Raw genomic sequence first — 23540 nt, 5'->3', positions numbered from 1 at the left:
CGCGGGCGCTCCGCGCGCCCGCGACGCCCTCTTCCCGTGAACGCCCCCGCTCCCGGGGCCGCCCCGACGCGAGGCGCGGCCCCGGGAGCGGGAGCGAAGGGCCCCGGCGCCATGACCGCCGCGGACCCCGGCCCAGGCCGGCGCCCCCGGCGCCGCCGTCACACGTCCCCGCACCGGCGGATGTCGACGATCGGTTCCCGTCGAACCCGCGGAAAGTCCGACAGCCCAGCCCGAAAGGCGTCAGATGATCTTCCACGGCCAACCCCTGACCGGCGCGCAGACCGGTGTCTGGCTCGCCCAGCAGGTCGCCCCCGAGGACCCGGTCTACAACATCGCCTGGACCCTGGCCGTCGACGGGGACGTCGACCTGGACCGGCTGCGCGCCGCGGTGCGCCGGGCGGTCGGCGAGGCCGAGAGCGTGCACGTGCGGTTCACCGACGCCGACGGGACGCCCCGGCAGGTGCCCGCGCCCGCGGACCCCGAACCGGCGGTGCTCGACCTGCGCGCCGACCCCGACCCGGACGCCGCCGCGCTGGCGTGGATGCGCGCCGACCTGGACACCCCCGCGGACCTGGCGCGCGGCCCGCTGACCACCCAGGCGCTGATCCGCGTGGGAGCCGACCGCGTGCTGTGGTACCAGCGCTACCACCACCTCGTCATGGACGCCTTCGGCTGCGCCCTCGTGACCGCGCGCGCCGGAGCGCTGTACCGGGGCGACGAGGGGGAACCGCTGGGACCGCCGACGCGGCTCACCGACGCGGACACGGCCTACCGGGGCTCCGTCGAGCACGAGCGGGACCGCGCCTACTGGAACGCGCGCCTGGCCGACCGGCCGGAGCCGGCCCGACTCGTCGAGCGCGCCGCCACCCGCGGCCCCGTCGCCCGCCGCACCGTGGAGCTGGCGCCCGAGCGCGCCGCGGCACTGCGCGCCTCCGCCGAGACCGCGGGCGTCCGCCTCTCGCGCCTGGTGATCGCGGCCGTGGCGGCCTACGTGCACCGCGCCACCGGGGCCCGCGACGTCGTCCTGGGACTGCCGGTGGCGGCCCGCGCCGACGCCGCCGCGCGCACCGCGCCGGGGATGGCCTCCAACGTGCTGCCGCTGCGCCTGGCCCTCTCCCCCCGGGCCACGCCGGCCGAACTGGCGCGCGCCGCCGACCGGGAGGTCCGCGCGCTCCTGGACCACGGCCGCCACCGGGGCGAGGACCTGGCCCGCGAACTCGGGCTGGCCGACGGCATCGCCCAACTCGTCGGCCCCACCGTCAACATCATGGGCTTCGCCGCCGGCCTCGACTTCGGCGGCCCCGCCGTGGACCCGCGCAGCCTGTCCCTGGGCCCGGTCAACGACCTGTCCGTCGCCTTGAGCGAGCGGCCCGGCGGCCTCGGCCCGGTCCTGGAGCTGGCCGCCGACACCACCGTGTGCGGCCCCGAGGAGCTGGCCGAGCACGAGCGCCGCCTCCTGGCCGTGCTCGACGCGGCCGCGGCGCGCCCCGGGAGCCCCGTCGGCGCGATCGACCTGCTCACCCCGCGCGAGCGCGCCCTGGTCCTGGACGACTTCGGCACCAGTGACCGCGCCGTCGACGTCGCCACCTGGCCGGGCGCCTTCCAGCGGCAGGCCCGGCGCTCCCCCGACGCCGTGGCCGTGGTGTGCGGGGCCGAGCGGCTCACCTACGCCCGGCTCGACGCCGCCTCCGACCGCCTCGCCCGACGGCTGCGCTCGCGCGGCGTGCGCCCCGAAGACGTCGTCGCCGTGGCGCTGCCGCGCTCGGCCGCCCTGGTCACCGCCCTGCTCGCGGTGATGAAGGCGGGCGCGGCCTACCTCCCGCTGGACCTGGACCACCCGCACGAGCGCGTCGCGTACATGCTGTCGGACTCGCGCGCCCGCCTTGTCGTCACCGACACCGCCACGCAGGGGGAGCTGCCCGGAGCGGAGCGCCTCCTGGTCGACGGCGCGGACGCCGCGGCCGACGGCGGCGGGGAGCCGGAGCCGTCCGCGCCCCTCCCCGCCGTCCACCCGCGCCAGGCCGCCTACGTGATCTACACGTCCGGCTCCACGGGCCGCCCCAAGGGCGTGGTCGTCTCCCACGAGGGCGTCGCCAGCCTGGTGGCCACCGCGGTCGACCGGCTCGGCGTCGACGCGGCGAGCCGCGTGGTCCAGTTCGCCTCGGTCGGCTTCGACGTCGCGGTGTGGGACCTCACCATGGCGCTGTGCGTGGGCGGGCGCAGCGTCGTGGTGCCCGCGGAGCGGCGGGTCGCCGGACCCGAACTCACCGACTACATCGCCGAGCACCGCGCCACCCACATGATCCTGCCGCCGTCGCTGGTGGCGGCGCTGCCGCCCGGGTGCGCGCTGCCCGAGGGCGCGGTGCTGGTGGTGGGAACCGAGACCGTGCCCACCGAGCTGATCGCGCGCTGGTCGCGGCGGCTCCGGGTGGTGGCCGCGTACGGGCTGACCGAGGCGACCGTCAACTCCACCCTGTGGGCGGCCCCCACCGGCCCCGACGCCGCGCCCGTCGAACGGGTCCCGATCGGCGTCCCCGACCCCAACACCCGCTGCTACGTGCTGGACGCGGCGCTGCACCCCGTCGGGGTCGGGACCGAGGGCGAGCTGTACGTCGCGGGGGACGGCCTGGCGCGCGGCTACCTGGGCCGGGCGGGCCTGACCGCCGGGCGCTTCGTCGCCGACCCGTTCGGCGGGCCGGGCTCGCGCATGTACCGCACCGGCGACCGGGTGCGCTGGCGCGGCGACGGCAACCTGGACTTCCTGGGCCGCACCGACGACCAGGTCAAGATCCGCGGCCACCGCGTCGAACCCGGCGAGGTGGAGAGCCGCCTCATGGCGCACCCCGGGGTCGCCCAGGCCGCCGTCGTGGTGCGCCGTGACCACCGCGGGGCGGACCGGCTCGTCGCCTACACCGCGGGCACCGCCGACCCGGGCGCGCTGCGCGCCCACGCCGCCGCGGCGCTGCCCGCCTCCATGGTCCCCTCGATGGTCGTGGCGCTGGACGGGCCGCTCCCGCTCACCCCCAACGGCAAGCTCGACCGGTCCGCGCTGCCCGAACCCGACTGGACCGGGACCGCCGCCGACTCCCCGCCCACCACCCCCACCGAGCGGGTCCTGGCCGACCTGGTCGCCCGGGTGCTGGACCTGGGGGCCGTCGGCGTCCACGACGGCTTCTTCGAACTCGGCGGCGACAGCATCGTGGCCGTCCAGCTCACCACCCGCGCCCGCCGCCGCGGCCTGTCCCTGACCCCGCGCGACGTGTTCACGCTGCGCACGGTCGCCGCGCTGGCCGCGGCCGCCGACGAGCGCGGCGCGCCGCCGACCGCCCACCGGGGCGAACTCGACGACACGGCGCTGCCGGTCTCCCCGCTGCAGGAGGGGTTCTTCTTCCACGCGCTGTTCGACACCGCGTCCGCCGACGTCTACACCGTCCAGGAGATCCTCGACCTGGGAGAGGGCGTCGACCCCGCCGCGCTGCGCCGCGCCCTGGACACGCTGCTGGAGAGGCACCCGCTGCTGCGCGCCGGGTTCCGCCGCCTCGACGACGGGCGCGTCGTCCAGCGCGTCGCCGCCGACGCCCCGCTGCCCTGGCGCGAGGCCGACCTGTCCGCCGGGACCGCCGCCCTGGCCGACGAGCGGTTCGAGGAGCTGCTGGCCGAGGACCGGGCCGAGCGCTTCGACCCGGCCCGCCCCCCGCTGCTGCGCGCCCTGCTGGCGCTGCTGCCCGGAGGACGCCGCCGCCTGCTGCTGACCCTGCACCACATCGTCGCCGACGGCTGGTCGGTGGCGGTCCTGCTGCGCGAGCTGCGCGCGCTCTGCGCGGGGCGCCCCCTGGCGCCCGCCGGAGACCCCCGCCCCTACCTGGAGTGGCTGGCCGGACGCGACAGGGAGGCCGCGCGGGAGGCGTGGCGCGCCGCTCTGGAGGGCGGCGAGCCCACCCTGCTGGCCCCCGCCGCCACCGCGCCGCCCCGCCCCGGAACGATCGTCCTGCGGCTGCCCGCGGAGCTCACCGCGGACCTGGCCGCGCGCGCCCGCGAACGCGGCCTGACCCTGGGCAGCGTCCTCTACGGCGCGTGGGGGCTGCTGCTGGGCGCCCTGACCGGCCGCACCGACGTGCTGTTCGGCGGCACCTCCTCGGGGCGCGCCGCCGACGTCGAGGACGTCGAGGACGTCGTGGGCCTGCTCATCAACACGCTGCCCGTGCGGCTGCGCGCCCTGCCCCGCGACACGCTGGCCGACGTCCTGGCGCGCGTGCAGCGCGAGCAGGCCGCCCTGCTGGACCACCAGCACATCGGACTGGCCGAGGCGCAGCGCCTGGCGGGGGACCGGACCCGCGCCGGAGACCTCTTCGACACCCTCGTGGTGGTCGAGAACCACCCCGGGGCCGCCGACGGCGGGACCGGGCCCGACATCACCGGTGTGCGCGTCGTCGACGCCGTGCACTACCCGCTCGCGATCGTCGCGGTCCCCGGGGAGCGCCTGGAGCTGCGCGTCAAGCACGACGCGGCCCGGGTGGACGAGGCGGCCGCGCGCACCGTCGCCGACCGCCTCACCCGGCTGCTGCGCGCCGTGGCCGAGGACCCCGACCAGCCCGTCGCGGGCCTGGACGTGCTCACCGGGGCCGAGCGCGACCAGGTGGACCGCCTCAACGCGACCGGCCGCGCCGTGCCCGGCACCACCATCGCCGAGCGGATCGAGGCGCGGGCGGCGCGCACCCCCGACGCCGTCGCCGCGGTGTTCGACGGCGAGCAGGGGCCCACCGCGCTGACCTACGCCGAACTGGACCGCCGGGCCGGGGCGCTGGCGCGCCGACTGCGCGCGCTCGGCGCCGGACCCGAGCGCTTCGTGGCGGTCGCCGCGCCCCGCTCGCTCGAACTGATGGTCGCCCTGCTGGGGGTGCTCAAGGCGGGCGCCGCCTACCTCCCGCTGGACCCCGACTACCCGGCCGAGCGGGTGGCGTTCATGCTCGCCGACTCCGGCGCGCGCACCGTCGTGGCCACTCCGGGGGCCGCCGAGCGCCTGCCGCGCGTGGAGGGGACCGAGTACGTCCTGCTCACCCCCGGGGACGAGGCCGGGGACGAGGCCGACCCGGCGGAGGCCGGCGGGGCGCCCCCCGCCGGCCCGGACCACCCCGCCTACCTGATCTACACCTCCGGCTCCACCGGGCGCCCCAAGGGCGTCGCCGTCACCCACCGCGCCATCGCCAACCGGCTCGCCTGGATGCAGCACCACTACCGGCTGGCCGCCGACGACCGGGTGCTGCAGAAGACGCCGTCGAGCTTCGACGTGTCGGTGTGGGAGTTCTTCTGGGCGCTGTGCGAGGGCGCCGCCGTGGTCCTGGCCCGCCCCGACGGCCACCGCGACCCCGCCTACCTGGCCCGCGTCATCGCCGAGCAGCGCGTCACCACGCTGCACTTCGTCCCCTCGATGCTGGAGGCGTTCACCCGCGCGGCCCCCCGGAGCGCCGGGGACGGCTGGGCGCGCGGCCTGCGCCGCGCCTTCAGCAGCGGCGAGGCGCTGACCGTCGCCGCGGCCCGGCGCTGGCACGAGCTGACCGGGGTGCCGCTGCACAACCTCTACGGCCCCACCGAGGCGGCCGTGGACGTCACCTGGTTCCCGTTCGACGCCTCCGAGGACGGCGCCGACGCGGTGGTGCCGATCGGCCGGCCGGTGTGGAACACCCGGCTGCACGTGCTCGACGCCTACCTGCGCCCGGTGCCCCCCGGGGCGCCCGGCGAGCTGTACCTGGCCGGGACGCAGCTGGCGCGCGGCTACCACGGGCGCGCGGGCCTGACCGCCGGGCGGTTCGTCGCCGACCCGTTCGGCGCTCCGGGGTCGCGCGTGTACCGCACCGGCGACCTGGTGCGGCGGCGCGCCGACGGGGCCCTCGAATACCTGGGCCGCACCGACCGCCAGGTCAAGATCCGCGGCAACCGGATCGAGCTCGGCGAGGTCGAGGCGGCGCTGGGCGCCCAGCCCGGCGTCGGACAGGCCGCGGTCGCGGTACGCGACGGCGCGCTCGTGGGATACGTCGTCCCCGCCGGTCCCGCGCCCGGGGCCGAGGCGCTGCGCGAGGGCCTGGCCCGGGCGCTGGCCGCGCCCATGGTGCCCACCGCCTTCGTCACCCTCGACGCCCTGCCCCTGACCCCCAGCGGCAAGCTCGACCAGGCCGCGCTGCCCGCCCCCGCGGCACCGGCCCCCGCCACAGGACGCGAACCGCGCACCGAGCGCGAACGGCTCCTGTGCGCGGTCTTCGCCGCCGTCCTGGACCTGCCCGGAGTCGGCGCCGACGACGACTTCTTCATGCTGGGCGGCGACAGCATCTCCTCGATCGGCGTCTCGGCCCGGGCCCGCGAGAACGGCCTCGCGGTCAGCCCCCGCGACGTGTTCGAGCACCCCACCCCCGCCGCGCTCGCCGCCGCCGTCGCCGCCACGACGGACGCCCCCGCGGCGGGCCGCCTCGCCCGCGTCGAGCTCACCCCCGAGGAGACCGACCGGATCGCGGCGCTGAGCCCCCGCCCGGTGGACGACGTCTGGCCGCTCTCCCCGCTGCAGGAGGGGCTGTTCTTCCACTCCGGCTACGACCCCGACGCGCTCGACGTCTACCTGTCCCAGGAGTCGCTGGACTTCGACCGGCGCCTGGACGCGCCCCGGCTGCGCGCGGCCTGCGCGGCGCTGCTAGCCCGCAACCCCGGCCTGCGCGCCGGGTTCACCGGCGACGGACTGGCCGACCCGGTCCAGTTCATCGCCCAGGACCCGCCGGTGCCCCTGGCCGAGGTCGACCTGTCCGGCGTGTCGGCCCGCGAGCGGGACGAGCGCCTGGCCGCCCTCATGGCCGCCGACCGCAGGCGCCGGTTCGACCTGGCCCGGCCGCCGCTGTGCCGGCTCACCCTGGTCCGCCTCGCCGACGGCCGCGACCGGCTCGTCGTCACCCACCACCTCATCCTGTGGGACGGCTGGTCGGCGTGGCTGTTCCTGGAGCAGCTGCTCGACCTGTACGAGCGCGGGGGCGACGACGCCGGCCTGCCCGAACCCGGCTCCTACCGCGACCACCTGGCCTGGCTCGCCGAGCAGGACACCGAGGCGGCCGCAGGGGCGTGGCGCGCCGCGCTGGAGGGCCTGGCCGAGCCCACCCTCGTCGCCCCGGCCGACACCGGGGGCGAACCCGTCATCCCCCGGGACACCGAGGCCGTCCTGCCCCGCGAACTCGGCGACCGGCTGCGCGAGACGGCCCGGAGGCACGGCCTGACCCTCAACACGCTGCTCACCGCCGCGTGGGGCCTGGTGCTGGCCGAGGCCACGGGCCGCGACGACGTCGTCTTCGGCACCACCGTCGCCGGACGCCCCACCGAGGTGCCCGGCGTGCACAGCGTCATCGGGATGTTCCTGAACACCGTCCCCACCAGGGTCGCCCTCGACCCGCGCGAGACGGTGCTGCGGTGGCTGCGGCGCCTCCAGGCCGAACGCGCGGCGCTGATGCCCTACGAGTACGTGGGGCTGGGCCGGATCCAGCGGGAGGCCGGGCACCGCAGGCTGTTCGACACGCTGTTCGTGCTGCGCACCGCCGACGGCGAGCAGCGGCTCGCCGACCTGCGGGACCGCCACGGAGTCACGGCCGTCGCCAACGTGGACGGCACGCACTTCCCGCTGACCCTCGTCGTGACCCCGCAGACCCGGCTGCGCGTGACCGTGGCCGCCCGCCCCGACCTGTTCGACGCCGACGCCGCGACCGCCCTGCTCGACGCCTTCACCGCGGCGCTGGAACACCTGACCGCCGACCTCTCCGCGCCGGTGGGCACCCTCGACGCGCTGCCCGGCGCGGTGCGCCGCGAGATCGCCGCCGAGTGGGACGCCACCCGGCGGCCCGTGGTCGCCGACACCGTCGCCGACCTGCTCGCCGCCCAGGCCGCGCGCACCCCGCACGCGACCGCGCTCGTCGCGGGCGACCGCAGGCTCGACTACGCCGAACTGGAGGGACGCGTCAACCGACTGGCCCGCCTGCTGCTGGCCCGGGGCGCGGGTCCCGAGCGGATCGTCGCCCTGGCGCTGCCGCGCTCGGTGGAGACGGTCGTGGCGCTGTTCGCGGTGCTGCGCACCGGAGCCGCCTACCTGCCGCTGGACCTGGACCACCCCGCCGAGCGGCTGGCGCACATGCTCGCCGACACCGGACCGCTGTGCCTGGTGTCCACGACGGCCCTGGCCCCCGCCCTGGCCGCGACCGGCGTCCCCGCCCTGCTGCTCGACGACCCCGCCACCGGGGCCGAACTCGGCGCCGCCCCCGCCGGCCCGGTCACCGACGCCGAACGGCCCGCCTTCGCGCGCGACCTCGCCCACCGGATGGAGCACCCCGCCTACGTGATCTACACGTCCGGCTCCACCGGGCGGCCCAAGGGCGTGGTGACGCCCTACCGGGGGCTCACCAACATGCAGCTCAACCACCGCGAGTCCGTCTTCGGGCCCGCGATCGCCGCGGCGGGCGGACGCCGCCTGCGCGTCGCGCACACGGTGTCCTTCGCCTTCGACATGTCCTGGGAGGAGCTGCTGTGGCTCGTCGAGGGCCACGAGGTGCACGTGTGCGGCGAGGAGCTGCGCCGCGACGCCGAGGCGCTGGTCGCCTACTGCGACGAGCACCGCGTCGACGTGGTCAACGTGACCCCCACCTACGCCGAACTGCTCATCGAGCAGGGGCTCCTGGAGCGCGACGACGCCGCCGGGCGGCACCGGCCCGCCCTCGTGCTGCTGGGCGGCGAGGCGGTGTCCGAGCAGGTGTGGACCCGGCTGCGCGAGACCGACGGCACCTACGGCTACAACCTGTACGGGCCCACCGAGTACACCATCAACACGCTGGGCGCGGCCACCGGCGACAGCGCCGCGCCCACCGTCGGCCGGGCCATCCGCAACACCCGCGCCTACGTCCTCAACAACCGGCTGCGGCCCGTCCCGCCCGGCGCCCCCGGCGAGCTGTACGTCGCGGGGACCGGCCTGGCGCGCGGCTACCTGGGCCGGGCGGGCCTGACCGCCGGGCGGTTCGTCGCCGACCCGTTCGGCGCTCCGGGGTCGCGCATGTACCGCACCGGCGACCTGGTGCGCCGCCGACCCGACGGCAACCTGGACTTCCTGGGCCGCACCGACGACCAGGTCAAGATCCGCGGCCACCGCGTCGAACCCGGCGAGGTCGCCGCGGCGCTGGCCGAGCACCCCCGGGTCCGCCGGGCCGCCGTCGTCGCCGACACCGCGGGCCCCGGCGGCGCCCGGCGGCTCGTCGGCTACGCGGTGTGCGACGCCCCCGGCAGCGGGGACGGCGAACTCGTCCCGCGACTGCGCGAGCACCTCAGGAGCAGGCTCCCCGACTACATGGTCCCCGCCGCCATCGCGCTGGTGGACGACCTGCCGCTGACCGTCAACGGCAAGCTCGACACGCGGGCGCTGCCGACCCCCGAGCCCGCCGCGGCGCGCGGCGGACGCGCGCCGCGCACCCCCGAGGAGGAGGTCCTGTGCGGCCTGTTCGCCGAGGTGCTGGGGGTGGACCGGGTCGGGGCCGACGACGACTTCTTCGGCCTGGGCGGCCACTCGCTGCTGGCCACCCGCCTGGTCAGCCGGGCGCGCACCGCCCTGTCGGCGGAACTGGCCATCCGCGACCTGTTCGAGGCGCCCACCCCCGCCGGACTCGCGCCGCGCGTCCGGCGCGCCGAGCCCGCGCGGCCCGCGCCGGCCGCGGCCGAACGGCCCCGCGAACTCCCGCTGTCCCACGCCCAGCAGCGGCTGTGGGTCGTCCAGCAGATGGAGGGCGCCTCCGCGGCGTACAACTTCCCGCTCGTGCTGCGGCTGCGCGGCCCCCTGGACACGGACGCCTGGAGCGCCGCCCTGGCCGACGTGACCGCCCGGCACGAGCCGCTGCGCACCCTCTTCGGCGAGCGCGCGGGCGTGCCCTTCCAGCGCGTCGTCCCCGCCGACCAGGCCCGCCCCGAGGTCCACACCGTCACCGCCGCACCCGAGGACGTGTCCCGGATCGTGGAGGAGGCCGTCGCCCGCCCCTTCGACCTGGCCCGGGAGCTGCCGCTGCGCGCCACCCTCGTCGAGTCGGGCCCCGACGAGCACGTGGCCGTGCTGCTGCTGCACCACATCACCACCGACGAGTGGTCCGACCGCCCCTTCCTGCGCGACCTGGCCGAGGCCTACACCGCGCGCGCCGCGGGCCGCGCGCCCGACCGGGCGCCCCTGGACGTGCAGTACGCCGACTACACGCTGTGGCAGCGCCGACTGCTGGGCGACCCCGGCGACCCCGGAAGCCTGGCGGCCCGCCAGCTCGACCACTGGCGGCGCGCCCTGGCAGGCGCCCCCGAGGAGATCGAACTGCCCGCCGACCGGCCCCGCCCCGCCCGCCCCGCCTTCACCGGCGCGGACCTCCAGGTCGAACTGGACGCGCCCACCCGCGCGCGGCTGCGGGCCCTGGCCCGGGAAACCGGCGCCAGCATGTTCATGGTCCTGCACGCGGCGGTCGCGGCGCTGCTGCACCGGATGGGCGCGGGCACCGACATCGTCGTCGGCGCGCCCATCGCGGGCCGCTCCGACGAGGCGCTGGACGAACTGGTCGGCTTCTTCGTCAACACGCTCGTCCTGCGCGCCGACCTGTCGGGCGCGCCCACCTTCACCGAGCTCCTCACCCGCGTCAGGGACGCCGACCTCACCGCGTTCTCGCACGCGGACGTGCCGTTCGAGGCGGTCGTGGAGCGGCTGAACCCGGCGCGCTCGCCCGCCCGCAACCCGCTGTTCCAGGTGATGGTGGGCTACCACCAGCGCTCGGGGGACCTCCTCGGGCTCCCCGGCCTCGACGTGGAGGCCGTGGCGGTCCCCACCCGCACCGCCAAGTTCGACCTCGTTCTCAGCTTCACCGAGTACACCGGCGCCGACGACGACGGCCGCCTCACCTGCCGGATCGAGTACGCCCGCGAGCGGTTCGACGCCTCGACCGCCGAACGCCTGGGCGAACGGCTCGCCGCGCTCACGCGCGCCGCCGCCGAGCACCCCGACCGCCCCGTGGCGGAGATCGACGTGCTCACCGGCCCCGAGCGGCACCTGGTGCTCGAAGGCTTCAACGACACCCGCCGCGAGGTCCCCGAGGCGTCGCTGACCGAGCTGTTCGCCCGGCGCGTCGCCGAGCGGCCCGACGCGGTGGCCGTCGTCGAACGCGGCCGCCCGGTGACCTACGCCCAGCTCGACGCCCGCGCCGACCGGATCGCCCGGCTGCTGCGCCGACGCGGCGTGGGCGCCGAGAGCGTGGTGGGCGTCGCCGTCCCGCGCTCGGTCGACATGGTCGCCACCGTGCTGGGCGTGCTCGGCCTCGGCGCGGCCTTCCTCCCCCTGGACCTGTCGCACCCGGGGGACCGGCTGGCCTACATGATCGGCGACTCCCGGGCCCGCGTCGTGGTGACCACCGAGAGCGCGGCGGGCAAGGTCCCCCCCGTCGACGGCGCCGACGTCCTGCTCCTGGACGGCCCCGACGCCGACGCCGGGCAGGCGGACGACGGCCCCGCCGCGCCCCTCCCCGCCGTCCACCCGCGCCAGGCCGCCTACGTGATCTACACGTCCGGCTCCACGGGCCGCCCCAAGGGCGTGGTCGTCTCCCACGAGGGCGTCGCCAGCCTGGTGGCCACCGCGGTCGACCGCATGGGCCTGCGCCCCGACAGCCGGGTGCTGCAGTTCGCCTCGATCGGCTTCGACGTGGCCGTGTTCGAACTGGCGATGGCGCTGTGCCACGGCGGGAGCCTGGTGCTGGTGCCGGAGGAGGCGCGCGTGGCCGGCGCCGCGCTCACCGACTTCCTGCGCGAGCAGCGGGTGACCCACATGGTCCTGCCGCCGTCGCTGATGGCGGCGCTGCCCGCCGGGTGCGCGCCCCCCGACGGGTCCACGATCCTGGTGGGCACCGAGACCGTGCCCCCGGACCTGTTCGACCGGTGGCCCGGCGTGAACCTGATCGCCGCCTACGGGCTGACCGAGGCCACCGTCAACTCCACCCTGTGGGTCCCCGGACGGGACCGGCCCGGCGTCTCCCGCGTCCCGATCGGCGTCCCCGACCCCAACACCCGCTGCTACGTGCTGGACGAGCGGCTGCGTCCCGTCCCGCCCGGAGTGGCCGGCGAGCTGTACGTCGCGGGGGACGGCCTGGCGCGCGGCTACCTGGGCCGGGCGGGCCTGACCGCCGGGCGCTTCGTCGCCGACCCGTTCGGCGGGCCGGGCTCGCGCATGTACCGCACCGGCGACCGGGTGCGCTGGCGCGGCGACGGCAACCTGGACTTCCTGGGCCGCACCGACGACCAGGTCAAGATCCGCGGCCACCGCGTCGAACCCGGCGAGGTCGCCGCGGCGCTCGCCACCCACCCGGACGTCGCCCAGTCCGCCGTCGTCGCCGACCGCAGGGGCGACCTCGTCCGGCTCGTCGCCTACGCGGTCCCCTCGAACGGCGCGCTGGACCCCGAACAGGCGCGCGCCCACGCCGCCCGAACACTGCCCGAGCACATGGTCCCGGCGATCGTGGTGCCGCTGGACGGGCCGCTGCCGCTCACCCCCAACGGCAAACTGGACCGGCGGGCGCTGCCCGAACCCGACTGGACCCGCCTGACCGGCGGCGCGCGGCCCGCCACACCGCGAGAGCGCGCCCTGGCCGCGCTGTTCGGCGAGGTCCTGGACCTGGACGGGCTGGGCGTCACCGAGGTCGGCGTCCACGACGACTTCTTCGCGCTCGGCGGCCACTCCATGTCCTCGATGCGGCTGCTGGGCCGGATCCGCTCGGAGTTCGGCGCGGAACTGGCCCTGCGGGACGTCTTCGACACGCCCACCGTGGCGGGCCTGGCGGCCAGAATCGGCGAGACCGCCCCGGCCCGCCCGGCCCTGGCGCCCGCCGCCCGCCCCGAACCGCTGCCGATGGCGCCGGTCCAGCACCGCTGGTGGACGCTGTACCGCGCCCACCGGGCCTGGAGCCACGCCCTGGTGCTGCGCTCGCCCGGCGGACTGGACGCGGGCGCGCTCGCGGCGGCGCTGGACGACGTGACCACCCGGCACGAGCCGCTGCGCACCGTGTTCACCTTCACCGGGAACGGCGGCGCCGTGCACCAGCGCGGGACCGAACCGCCGGCCCTGGCGGCCGAGGCGTGCGCGGACCTGGACGCGCGCCTCGCCGGACTCGCCCGCGAGCGGCCCGACCCGGAGCGCGAACCGCCGATGCGCGCCCGGCTGCTGACCGCCCCCGACGGGGCGCAGGCGCTGCTGGTGACCGCGCACTACCTGGCCGTGGACGAGTGGTCGGTGGTCCCGCTGTTCCGCGACCTCAACACCGCCTACACGGCCCGGTCGCGGGGGGAGGCCCCCGACTGGGCGCCGCTGCCGGTGGACTACGCCGACTACACGCGCTGGCAGCGCGAACTCCTCGGCGACCCCGACGACCCCGGCAGCCTCGGCGCGCGGCAGCTGGCGTACTGGCGGAGCGTCCTGCGCGGGGTCCCCGATCCCGTCCTGCCGGCGGACCGGCCGCGCCCCGCCGGGCCCGCCACGCCCGGCGGCCGCGGCGACACGGTCGGGCTCGTCCTGGACGAGGACCTGCACGCGTCGGTCGACGCCCTGGCCCGGCGCACCGGGACGAGCATGTTCATGGTGCTCCAGGCGGCGCTGGCCGCCCTGCTGACCGGGCGCGGCGCGGGCACCGACCTCCCGATCGGCGCCATGGTGGCGGGACGGACCGAGGAGGCGCTCGCCGACCTGGTGGGGTGCTTCTGCAACACCGTCGTCCTGCGCACCGACACCTCCGGCGACCCGCGCTTCACCGACCTGCTGGCCCGGGTGCGCGAGGGGAACCTGAGCGCCCTGGACCACCAGGACGTGCCGTTCGAGGAGGTGGCGCGCGCCCTGGACTGGGCGGGGCCGCGCGTGGCGATGGTCCACCACGAGCAGGCCCGCCTGGCCGACCTCGAAGGCGGCAACGGCGCCTTCGACGCGATCCCGACCGGCGCCGCGAACGCCGACCTGACGTTCGGCTTCCACGAGCCGCGCGGCGCCGGACCGGTGCACTGCGCCCTGGTCTACGCGACCGACCTGTTCGACGCCGCGACCGTCTCACGGCTGGCGGAGCAGCTGCGCGCGCTCCTGGGGGAAGCGGTCGCCGACCCCGAACTGCCCATCTCGACGCTCCTTGGGAGGAACCCCCGATGACCAACCCGTTCGACGACGCCGAAGGCCGCTACCTGGTCCTGGTCAACGACGAGGGGCAGCATTCGCTGTGGCCGTCCTTCGCCCCCGTGCCCGACGGATGGCGCACCGCCTTCGGCGAGGACGCCAAGGACGCCTGCCTGGCCTACGTGGAGGAGCACTGGACCGACCTGCGTCCCGGAAGCCTCGTCGAGGCGATGGGGGAGTAGGGAGGTCCGCGGGGGAGCCGCCGTCCCCACCCCTGGCGGACGCTTCCCCCGCCGCACGCCCGGTCGGGGGCCGGGCGGTCCGGTGACCAACGGGTCGACACCGGTGCGTGAGTCCCGAGCGCCGCGGCGGCCGGACCCGAAGCCGCGCGGCCCCGGACCGCGGTCCCCGGCGGGGGAGGGACGTCCGGCCCGGCGGGCCGCCTTCGCGCCGGGGCGGACCGGGAAGCCCCGATTGCCCGGAGCCGGGTGGTGGACTAGCCTGCTTTTCGGTAAGCCTAACCTTAGACCCGCGTGGGCCCTCGTGCCCTCCAGCCAGGAGGTCGCCGGTGTCGATCACCGCCCTTGCGCCGCCGGAGACGGCCGAGGAGGGAACCGCGCGCCAGCGGGCGGCCAGGGCGAGGAGGCGGACGCTGCGTCTGTTCGGACTGCTGGCCGCGGCCGCCGCGCTGGGGGTCGTCGTCGTGCTCAGCGTCGCGGTGGGGGCCAGGGAGATCCCCTTCACGACGGCGTGGAGCCTGCTGTGGCGCCACGACGGCTCCGACGCCGCCGTCATCGTGCACGACTACCGGATCCCCCGCACCCTGCTCGGCGTGCTGGTGGGCGTCTCCCTGGGCCTGGCGGGCGCGCTGATGCAGGCGCTGACCCGCAACCCGCTGGCCGACCCCGGCCTGCTCGGCGTGAACATGGGCGCCTCCACCGGGGTGGTCGCCGCGATCGCGTTCCTGGGCCTGTCCACCGTCACCGGGTACGTCTGGTGCGCCCTGCTGGGCGCGGCGGCGGCGTCCGTCCTGGTCTACCTCCTGGGTTCGGCCGGCCCCGGCGCGGCCACCCCCGAGCGGCTGGTGCTGGCGGGAGCGGCGATGACCGCGGTGCTGTTCTCGTTCAACACCGCGGTCCTGCTGCTGAACCCGCGGGCCTTCGACCGGTTCCGCTTCTGGAACATCGGGTCGCTGGCCGGACGGTACACGGACGTGCTGCTTCCGGTGCTGCCCTTCGCCGCGGCGGGCACCCTGCTGGCGCTGGCGCTGATGCGGCCGCTGAACGCGCTGGCGATGGGCGACCAGCTCGGCCGGGCGCTGGGCGCCCGCGTCGGCCTCGTCCGGGGACTCGGGGTGGGGGCGGTGGTGCTGCTGTGCGGGGCGGCCACCGCCGCGGCCGGTCCGATCGGGTTCGTGGGCCTGGCGGTCCCGCACGTCGCGCGCTTCGTCGCGGGCCCCGACCAGCGGTGGGTGCTGCCGTACTCCATGCTGCTCGCGCCGGTCCTGCTGCTGGGCTCGGACGTCGCGGGGCGCGCGCTGGCCGCGCCCGGCGAACTGCAGGTCGGGATCGTCACCGCGTTCCTGGGCGCCCCGGTGTTCATCGCGCTGTGCCGCCGTCGCCGGGTGGCCGCCCCGTGAGCGCGCCGCCGGGAGCCCGGGGCGGCGCCACCGGGTACCCCCTGCGCGCCGGGGACCGGCTGTCGCTGCGCGTGGACGCGCGGTCGGCCGCGGTGTGCGCGGTGCTGCTGGCCGCCCTCGCCGCGCTGGGCACGCTGGCCCTGGCCACGGGGGAGTTCCGGCTCTCGGCCGCCGAGGTACTCGCCGCCCTGGCCGGACGGGGCGACCCCGGCCACGCGTTCATCGTCGTCACCCTGCGGCTGCCGCGGCTGCTGACCGCGCTGCTCGTCGGCGCGGCGCTCGCGGTCAGCGGGGGCCTGCTGCAACGCCTCTCGGGCAACCCGCTGGGCAGCCCCGACATCATCGGCTTCACCAACGGGGCGGCGACCGGGGCGCTGACCGTCATCGTCGTCACGGGCGGGAGCATGCTCGCGATCGCGGCCGGGGCGCTGGTCGGCGGCGTGGCCACCGCGGCCGCGATCTACCTGCTGGCCTTCACCCGGGGGGTGCGCGGCTCCCGGTTCGTCCTGGTCGGCATCGGGATCAGCGCCATGACGCTGGCGGTCAACTCCTACCTCATCACCCGGGCCGAGCCGCAGGACGCGCTGGCCGCCCAGGCGTGGCTGGTCGGCAGCGTCAACGGGCGGGGCTGGCCCCAGGCTCTGGCGGTCGGCGCCGCGCTGGCCGTCCTGCTGCCGATCGCCCTGCACCACGGGCGCGCGCTGACCATGCTGGAGATGGGCGACGACACGGCCAGGTCGCTGGGGGTCGGTGTGGAGCGCGCCCGCCTGGCGCTCGTCGTGGTGAGCGTGCTGCTGTCCGCGATCGCCACCGCGGCGACCGGGCCGATCCTGTTCGTGGCGCTGGCCGCGCCCCAGCTCGCCCGCAGGCTCACCCGCTCCAGCGGTCCGGGGCTGGTGCCGACCGCGCTCATGGGCGCCCTGCTGCTGGTGGCCGGGGACTTCGCGGTGCAGCAGCGGGTCCTGGTCGCCGACCAGCTCCCGGTCGGCACCGCGACCGGGCTGCTGGGCGGCCTCTACTTCGTCTGGCTGCTGGCCTCCCAACGGCGCGGGGGACGGCCGTAACGGGGGCGGGGCCCGCGCGGAACGCCGTCCGGAGCCTCGCCCGATTCAATGAATCTACGATGTAAAGCCCGGAGTCGTGTCATCACCACAATCCGTCGTCCCGCCCCACCGAACCCAAGCCGCCCGGAAAGCCCCCGCCACCACGGCCTGTCGGGGGCCAAGGGATTACCACAGGATTTAGCGGTAGGCCCTCCCGGGCCTGTCCACCGGTCGGTGGTGAGCGCGTTCAGCGCGCGGGCCCTGTCCACCGAGGCCGACAAGGCCGCCGCCGAGGACGCGCTCACCGTCGTCCAGTAACACTGACGGCTCTTCGTGCTCGTGTGCCGGCGCGGTGGCGGACCCAGCCCAGGGCCGCGACCGCCGACGAGCTGACCGTGTCGGTGTGCGCGTGCTGCGCGGTGCACTTTCCCGGCATGTCCACCGCCGTGGTCATCACCCGCGCCGAGGAACGCCACACCCACCTGTGAGGGGCTACCAGCCGCCGTCGCCGTCGCCGCCGTCGCCGTAGGCCGACCACGGCTCGGAGGCCGTGGCCCGGCACACACCTACGGCCCGGCCCTGGTCGGTGTCGGTGGTCTCGCCCAGGCGGGTGAACAGCTCCTCCAACGCGGCGGCCAGGGTGATCATGGAGTCGGCGACGCCGTCCACACCTTCGGGTGAGGCCAACGCCAGTTCCGTCTGTGCGACGGGGATCAGTACGTCGAGGTCCCTTTTGCGGGTGCCCTCACCGTGGGCGTTGATCAACTCCGCGCCCAGCAGCGGGTCCAGCGCGGCCAACGCCGTGCGGCAGAGCCGGTTGGTGAAGGCGGCAGGCCCGCCAGACCGGCCGGCAGGTCGAGGGTGCGGGGCCGCCCGGTCCGTGTGTTTCCAGAATCAGGGCACCGGTCTCTCCTGCGCTGCCCGGGCGCTCCCGCCGAGCCCACCGTGGAACGACCCGGGAAATCTGCTTCGGGCCCACTGTCAAGCGTTGGATCGTCCGTGGGAGCCGTCGGGGCTGTCGGTGATCCCCAGAAGCTCGCACGTTCGACGCCAGAAGGCGTCGACGAGCACGTCGTCCCCGACCTGGGGATTGGTCTGTCGGCGCTTCGCGGGCTTGGTCTGTGCGTAGAAGCGGCCCGGCTCCCAGGACGTCCCCGGCCGCCCGGTCAGGAAAAAGGCGAGGTTCGACCCGCCCTTCCCCGGCGGGATGAGCGCGACGCGGGAAAGGGGGGTGCGGTACAGCAGCCGGGTCAGCACGTCGTTGTTCTCGGCACCGAACCCGGTGCGCACGTTTCCGGGATCGAAGGCGACGGCGTTGATCCCGTTGCCGCCGTGGCGGGCGTGGAGCCCGCGGGCGAACAGGATGTTCGCCAGCTTGGCATCTCCGTAGGCCCGCATCGGCGCGTAGGACCTCTCATGGTTGAGGTCGTCGACGTCGACCCTGCCGACGAACCTGGCCGAGGCGCTGGAGGTGTTCACCACGGCCCCGTCCCCGGCCTGCAGCAGGTCGAGAAGCAGGTGGGTCAAGAGGAACGGGGCCAGCAGGTTGACCTGGAAGGTCTTCTCGTTGCCGTCCTCGGTCACGGTGCGCCGTCCGAATATACCGCCCGCGTTGTTGGCCAGGACGTCGACGCGGTCCACCGCCCCGCGCAGGTCCGCCGCGAGCCGGCGCACGTCCTCCAACCGGGTGAAGTCGGCGAGGAAGTGCTCTGCTCCCACCTGGCGTGCGACGGCTGCGGTCTTGTGAGCGGAGCGGCCCACGAGGATCAGTCTGTGGTCGGGCCGTGCGCGGGCGATCTGGCGGGCGGCCTCCGCGCCGATCCCGTCCGAGCCGCCGGTGATGACGATCGTTCGTCCGGCCATGTGAGCGCCTCTCCTCGATCCGGCCACCAGGTGGCCCTTGGATGTCTTAAATGGCACTTGAGTGCCAGTTCCGACTCGTGAGGGTAGCATGGCGGGATGGATGAGGCACAAGTGAGTCTTCGGGAGAGAACCAGGCGCGCCGTGCGCGGTGAGATCGCCGAGGCCGCCATGGGACTGTTTCTGGAGAAGGGCTTCGACTCCACCACGGTGGAGGAGATCGCGCAGGCTGCGGGGATCTCCCGCCGGAGCTACTTCCGCTACTTCACCGGCAAGGACGAGGCCCTGGCCGGTGCGCTCGAGGCCATCGGCCGCGCCATCGCCGAGGAGCTCGCCCAGCGCCCCGCCGGCGAGGCCCCCTGGGCATGCCTGAGGCACGCGTTCGCACCCCTGCTCGCCAGGGCGGAGGCCGACCCGCGCGCCGCGGCGCTGGCACGGCTGATGCTGGAGCGCCCGGACCTGCAGCGAGGCAAGGAAGCGAGCTGGCAGGAGGGCATCGCGCAGGCCCTCGCGCACCGGCTTCCCCAGGGAACCACCGAACCCGCGTTCGTCTCCCGGGCCCTGGCCGGGGCCGCGATCTGCTGTCTGCACTCGGCGCAGGACCAGTGGCTGAGACCCGGCGAGGATCGCCCGCTCAGCGCACTGCTCGACACGGCGATGGATGCCGTGCACCCTCTGCGTCCGGGCGAGCGCAGGGCGAAGCCCGCCGAGTGAACCACAAGCCCCCCGCCCGCCGTCGCCGTCCGCCGTCACCTCGCGGTCCGCACGGCATGAGGCCGAAAAGCACCCGAAGCACCGGTGGTTTTGTTGACGGCCTTGGGCTTTCTGCCCGTTTCGGGGCCGGGAAGGGCAGAAAGCCCAAGACCGTCAACGGAACCCTCACGCGACGGACATCATGGGCGCGCCCCGGCCCGCACCCGCCGTCGCCGTCCGCCGTCACCTCGTGGTCCGCATGGCATGAGGCCGAAAAACCCGCCCGAAGCACCGGCACGCCGAACCACCCCCCGCGCCGGCAACTCCCTAAATCCTGCAGTAATCCTCCTCGACCCCCTGTTCCGTCCCGGTCGTGATCCGGACACGCCTCGATGTGGCCCCGCCCCGGTCCGGGGCAGTGGGGACGGGCGACGCGGGCACCCGCCCGCGGTCCGAGGTCTTCTCGTGGAGAGCACCGGAGAGTAAGGAGAGCGGCAGCGATGGTCGAATCGGTGGACGTCGTGGTGATCGGGATGGGGCCGGGCGGGGAGGCGCTGGCGGGCGAGCTGGCCGAGGCCGGGCTCTCGGTCGTGGGGGTGGAGGCCGGCCTGGTCGGCGGCGAGTGCCCCTACTGGGGGTGCGTCCCCAGCAAGATGATGGTCCGCGCCGCCGACGCGCTCGCCGAGGCGCGGCGGGTGCCCGCGCTGGCGGGCGGCGCCGACGTGCGCCCGGACTGGGCGCCGGTGACCCGCCGGATCCGCGACGAGGCCACCAGCGGATGGGACGACAAGGCCGCCGCCGACCGGTTCGTCGCGAAGGGCGGCCGCCTGGTGCGCGGCCGCGGCCGGATCACCGGAGCGGACACCGTCGGGGTCACCGGCGACCGGGAGTACGGGTTCAAGGCCCGCCGCGCGATCGTCGTCGCGACGGGAACGACGCCCAGCGTGCCGCCGATCCCCGGACTCGCCGACATCCCGTACTGGACCAACCACGAGGCGATCGAGGCCGCCGAGGTCCCCGAGTCGCTGTGCGTCATCGGCGGCGGCGCCGTGGGACTGGAGCTGGCCCAGGTCTACGCGCGCTTCGGCGCGCGGGTCACCGTGCTGGAGGCCGCCGACCGGCTGCTGGGAACGGAGGAGCCCGAGGCCGGGCTGCTGCTGGCCGGAGTGCTGGAGGAGGAGGGGGTCACGGTGCGCACGAACGCCCGAATCGACCGCGTCCACCGCTACGACGGCGGGTTCGCCGTCAACGCGGACCGGGGCCCGGTCCGGGCCCGGCGGGTGCTGGTCGCGACGGGGCGGCGCGCGCGCCTGCGTGACCTGGGGGTGGGGGAGATCGGTCTGGACCCCGACGCCCGCGCGGTCGAGGTGGACGACCGGATGCGCGTCGCGCCGGGCGTGTGGGCGGTCGGGGACGTGACCGGCAAGGGGCCGTTCACGCACGTGGCGATCTACCAGGCCGGTATCGCCGCGGCCGACATCCTCGGCCGGGAGGTGGAGGGCGCCCGGTACCACGCGCTGCCCCGGGTCACCTTCACCGACCCCGAGATCGGCGCGGTCGGGCTGACCGAGGCGCAGGCGCGCCGGAAGGGCGTGAACGCGCGGGTGGGCACCACGCGGGTCCCCTCATCCACGCGCGGCTGGATCCACGGGACGGGCAACGACGGCTTCGTCAAGCTCGTCGAGGACGCCGACACCGGCGTCCTCGTGGGCGCGACGTCGGCGGGGCCCTGCGGCGGGGAGGTCCTGGGCGCGCTGGCGGTCGCCGTGCACGCCGGGGTGCCCACCGGCCGGCTCCGGTCGATGATCTACGCCTATCCGACCTTCCACCGCGCGATCAGCGAGGCGCTGGACGCCCTCGACGGGAGCGGCCGCGCCCCGGGGGAGCCGTGAGGGGGCAGCACAGCGGGAGCGGGCCTCCCGGGGGACAAAGAGGCCGGGGCCGCCGCCCGGACCGTGGTGGTGGTCCGGGCGGCGGCCCCGGGAGGGCTCAACCGTCCCGGCGGCGGAGCCTGAGGATGTTGTCCGGGCGGAAGCCGGGCCGCCCGTCGGGATCGGTCATGGGATGCCGGTACTCCTCGCAGCGCTGCACCTCCCACTGCCCCTGCGGGAGTTCGAGGGATTCGAGCACCTCCTGAGGGGTGGGGAAGTGAATGTCGGCGTGGGAGTCGGGCGCCCACGAGGGAGACCCCGCGTGCCCGACGACCAGGAGCACCCCGCCGGGGGCCACGGCCAGGGCGGCGGTCCGCAGGATCCGCTCGCGCGGCATGTCGATGAAGGAGTGCAGGAAGTGGGCGGAGACGAGGTCGAAGACGCCCGAGGGGAAGGACGTGGCGAGGTCGTGCCGCTGCCAGTCGACGAGCCCGGCGACCTCCGCCTCCGCCGCGTGCTCGGCCGCCCGGTCCAGGGCGACCTGGGAGACGTCGACCGCGGTGACCCGCCACCCCCGCCGGGCCAGCCAGATCGCGTCGGCGCCTTCGCCGGCTCCCAGGTCCAGGGCCCTGCCCGGTCTCAGGTCGGCGGCCTCGCGGACCAGCGCGGCGTTGGGGGCGCCGCTCCAGATCCGGTGGTTCTGGGAGTAGCGGGCGTCCCAGTGCGCCTCGGCCGAGGTGTCGTCTGGAGTCTCGGTCATCGGTTCTTCCTCTTTCGTCTCGGTGTCGGGCGGGTGTCGTGCGCGGTCATCCGGCGACGGGCGCGCGGCGGGCGGCGACGGCCAGGCGGGTCTCCTCATCGACCAGGTCGGCGTTGATCGCGCCCGCGGCGCGCAGGCCCGCGGCGGCGGAGCCGATGACCTGCTCGGTCAGGGTGGTGACGTTCCCGGCCACCCACACCCCGGGGACCTCGGTCCTGCCGGTCGGGTCGGCGGGGACGTGCTCACCCATCACGTGCCCGTTCATCTCCTGCTCGACCGTCCCGAGGCCCAGGCCGGCGAGGAGGCCCGCGCGGGCGGTGAAGCGCGGGGCCACCACGAGCGCCTGGCGGGGGATGACCCGGCCCCCGGCCAGGACCACGCCGGTGAGCCGGTCGTCGGTCACCTCCACCCCGGTCACCTCGCCGTCGACCACGGCGATGCCGCGAGCGGCGAGCTTCTCGTACTCCTCGTCGCCGAGGTCGGGCGCGGTGTGCAGGAAGAGCGTCACGTCCTCGCTCCACTGGCGCCACAGCAGAGCCTGATGGGTGGCTATCGGGCCGGTGGCCAGGACGCCGATCGCCTGGTCGCCCACCTCCCAGCCGTGGCAGTACGGGCAGTGCAGGACCTCCTTGCCCCACCGCTCGGCCAGCCCGGGCACCGGGGGCAGCTCGTCGACCAGGCCGGTGGTCACCAGCAGCCGGGCGGCCGCGACCGCGGTCCCGTCGGCGAGCACGACGCGGAAACCGCCGCCCTCCAGGCGCTCGGCCGACACGACGTCGCCCTTGACGATCTCGCCGCCGTAGCCGGCCACCTCCTCCCGGCCCGCGGCGAGCAGCTGCCCGGGGGGCGTCCCCTCCCGTCCCAGGTAGTTGTGGATGCCGGACGCCGGGGCGTTACGCGGCTCGCCGCCGTCGACCACCAGCACCGAGCGCCGCGCCCGGGACAGGGTCAGCGCCCCGCCCAGTCCGGCGGCTCCGCCGCCGACGACCACGACGTCGTAGCGGCGCTCCCCCTCCGAGGGGGCGGCGGCCGCGTTCTGTTCCTTCCGGACCGTCATGTGAAGTACCTCCGTCTCGCGTCCTACGTCTCACCGGAGATGATCCGCCCGGCTCGCCGAGATGACAAATATCTTTGCCGTTATGGCAAGAAGGGCGATGGAGGGCGGGCGTCCGGACCATCGGAGACCCGAGCGGGCCTTCGGAGGCCACGGGGGGTTCGCGAGAAAGGCGTCCCGCGCGGGTGCGTGGGCGGGCGTCCGCGCCGGGCCCGGACCGGGGCAGGGGAGCGGCGCGCGTCCGCGCCGCCGTCGCTCCGCGAACACCACGCGGCGACCGGCCGGACCCCGGCCGCCCCACCCGTTCGCCTTCGCGCCCGAGACTCCTGCGGAAGGAGGCCGCCGGCCCGCGTCCGGGCGTCTTCGCGCGAGTCCCCCTCCTGCTTCGGATACTAAAAATCTACAACGTAAAGAAGTCGATTCTTTTCAATAAAAAACGACCCAGAAAACAAA

Annotated in this window: 11 protein-coding genes; 7 read left to right on the top strand and 4 right to left on the bottom strand. The window is 76.0% G+C overall.

Annotated features, from left to right (window positions below; all coding sequences use genetic code 11):
• The first annotated feature begins 244 nt into the window (after positions 1-244).
• From EV190_RS15145 to EV190_RS23440, 5 genes are all read left to right on the top strand, one after another.
• Positions 245-14203, top strand: coding sequence for a non-ribosomal peptide synthetase (locus EV190_RS15145; protein ID WP_133742212.1), 13959 nt, complete (start codon positions 245-247; stop codon positions 14201-14203).
• On the top strand, positions 14200-14409 hold the full coding sequence (locus tag EV190_RS15140; protein WP_133742211.1) for an MbtH family protein: 210 nt from the start codon (positions 14200-14202) through the stop codon (positions 14407-14409). Before EV190_RS15145 ends, EV190_RS15140 begins: the two co-directional genes overlap by 4 nt.
• A gap of 326 nt (positions 14410-14735) precedes the next feature.
• Positions 14736-15806 (top strand): FecCD family ABC transporter permease, encoded by a 1071-nt coding sequence (locus EV190_RS15135; protein ID WP_133742210.1) that lies wholly within the window; start codon positions 14736-14738, stop codon positions 15804-15806.
• On the top strand, positions 15803-16870 hold the full coding sequence (locus EV190_RS15130) for a FecCD family ABC transporter permease (protein ID WP_133742209.1): 1068 nt from the start codon (positions 15803-15805) through the stop codon (positions 16868-16870). Before EV190_RS15135 ends, EV190_RS15130 begins: the two co-directional genes overlap by 4 nt.
• A gap of 320 nt (positions 16871-17190) precedes the next feature.
• Positions 17191-17337 carry a hypothetical protein gene (locus tag EV190_RS23440; protein WP_166655466.1) on the top strand — a complete coding sequence of 49 codons (147 nt, stop codon included), beginning with the start codon at positions 17191-17193 and terminating at the stop codon, positions 17335-17337.
• Between the two features lie 4 nt (positions 17338-17341).
• On the opposite strand, the gene EV190_RS15125 is transcribed toward EV190_RS23440, so the two are convergent.
• Both EV190_RS15125 and EV190_RS15120 read right to left on the bottom strand, forming a co-directional pair.
• A complete protein-coding gene (locus tag EV190_RS15125; RefSeq protein WP_133742208.1) occupies positions 17342-17647 on the bottom strand; it encodes a hypothetical protein in 306 nt (101 codons plus the stop codon).
• 183 nt (positions 17648-17830) lie between these two features.
• Positions 17831-18712 (bottom strand): SDR family NAD(P)-dependent oxidoreductase, encoded by an 882-nt coding sequence (locus tag EV190_RS15120; protein WP_133742207.1) that lies wholly within the window; start codon positions 18710-18712, stop codon positions 17831-17833.
• A gap of 96 nt (positions 18713-18808) precedes the next feature.
• On the opposite strand from EV190_RS15120, the gene EV190_RS15115 reads away from it, so the two are divergent.
• On the top strand, positions 18809-19423 hold the full coding sequence (locus EV190_RS15115; protein ID WP_133742206.1) for a TetR family transcriptional regulator: 615 nt from the start codon (positions 18809-18811) through the stop codon (positions 19421-19423).
• 479 nt (positions 19424-19902) lie between these two features.
• The gene (locus tag EV190_RS15110; protein ID WP_133742205.1) at positions 19903-21294 is read left to right on the top strand and encodes a dihydrolipoyl dehydrogenase family protein; all 1392 of its coding nucleotides are present in this window, start codon (positions 19903-19905) and stop codon (positions 21292-21294) included.
• 97 nt (positions 21295-21391) lie between these two features.
• On the opposite strand, the gene EV190_RS15105 is transcribed toward EV190_RS15110, so the two are convergent.
• A complete protein-coding gene (locus EV190_RS15105; protein WP_133742204.1) occupies positions 21392-22033 on the bottom strand; it encodes a class I SAM-dependent methyltransferase in 642 nt (213 codons plus the stop codon).
• A 46-nt stretch (positions 22034-22079) separates the two neighbouring features.
• Positions 22080-23090 carry an NAD(P)/FAD-dependent oxidoreductase gene (locus EV190_RS15100; RefSeq protein ID WP_133742203.1) on the bottom strand — a complete coding sequence of 337 codons (1011 nt, stop codon included), beginning with the start codon at positions 23088-23090 and terminating at the stop codon, positions 22080-22082.
• Positions 23091-23540: the final 450 nt, after the last annotated feature.

The sequence above is a fragment of the Actinorugispora endophytica genome (genome assembly GCF_004363075.1).
GTDB classification, from domain to species: domain Bacteria; phylum Actinomycetota; class Actinomycetes; order Streptosporangiales; family Streptosporangiaceae; genus Actinorugispora; species Actinorugispora endophytica.
Note: the sequence above shows the minus strand (reverse complement) of the source record. Positions and strands in the feature narration are given on the sequence as shown.